Here is a 1,176-nt window from a genome sequence, read left to right on the forward strand (position 1 = left end):
GGCGTCGGGCATTCGCCGCGGAACGGATGGCCGGGCTTGAGGACGCCGGCTGGATCGGTCGGCCGAAAGCCGATCTGATCCTCGACGACGCTGAGCGCCGGCAGCTGCAGCAGTGGGCGCGGCAGGCGAAGACCGCCCAGTTCCTCGCGTTGCGGGCCAAGATCGTGCTGCGCTGCGCGGAGGGCGGGACGAACCAGCAGGCCGCGGCCGACCTCGGTATCGACAGGTCGACCGTGGACCGCTGGCGGGCCCGGTTCATCGCAAAACGTCTCGACGGTCTGCAGGACGAGCCGCGCTCGGGCCGACCGCCTTCGATCCTCCTCGACCAGGTCGAGGAGGTCATCGTGGCCACCCTGGAGTCCGTCCCGGGCCAGGACACGCACTGGTCGCGGGCCTCGATGGCCCAGCGCACCGGCCTGTCGAAGTCGACGATCGGTCGAATCTGGAAGCGGTTCGACCTCAAGCCCCACCTGCAGGACTCCTTCAAACTGTCCACCGATCCGCAGTTCGTCGCCAAGGTCGTCGACGTCGTGGGCCTGTACCACCACCCGCCCGAGAAAGCGGTCGTGCTCTGCGTGGACGAGAAGTCCCAGATACAGGCGCTGGACCGGTCCCAGCCAGTGCTGCCGATGATGCCGGGCATGCCCGAACGGCGCACCCACGACTACCTGCGGCACGGCATCACCAGCCTGTTCGCCGCCTTCAACATCGCCGACGGCACCGTCATATCGGCACTGCACCGCCGCCACCGGGCGATCGAGTTCAAGAAGTTCCTGATCCGGATCGACAAGGCGGTGCCCGCCGGGCTCGACGTGCACCTCGTCTGCGACAACTACGCCACCCACAACACCGCCGAGATCAGGACGTGGCTCGGCAAACACCCCCGCTTCCACGTCCATTTCACCCCCACCGGCTCCTCTTGGATGAACCAGGTCGAGCGGTGGTTCGGCCTGCTGACCGACAAGCTCATCCGCCGCGGTGTCCACACCTCCGTGAAGGCCCTGGAGGACGACATCACCGCGTGGATCGACACCTGGAACGAGAACCCGCGGCCCTTCACCTGGACCAAGACCGCCGACGAGATCCTCAACTCCCTCGCCGACTACCTCACCAAGGTCGGAACCACCGGCCAGCAAACAGAGCAGAACTAACCCTAAGGATTTCTGGCGCAGCACA

1 protein-coding gene is annotated in these 1,176 nt (G+C 66.6%); it reads left to right on the forward strand.

The features are described from left to right. Positions 1-26 precede the first annotated feature (26 nt). Complete coding sequence (locus ACFV6X_RS35545) at positions 27-1,151, forward strand: IS630 family transposase (RefSeq protein ID WP_385390557.1); 1,125 nt, start codon at positions 27-29, stop codon at positions 1,149-1,151. The last annotated feature ends 25 nt before the right edge of the window (positions 1,152-1,176 follow it).

The organism is Streptomyces sp. NPDC059861 (genome assembly GCF_042731435.1).
Lineage (GTDB): Bacteria > Actinomycetota > Actinomycetes > Streptomycetales > Streptomycetaceae > Streptomyces.

Coding starts and splice junctions, on each gene's coding strand:
- ACFV6X_RS35545 (WP_385390557.1), top strand. CDS start 27: ATGGCCGGGCTTGAGGACGCCGGCTGGATCGGTCGGCCGAAAGCCGAT.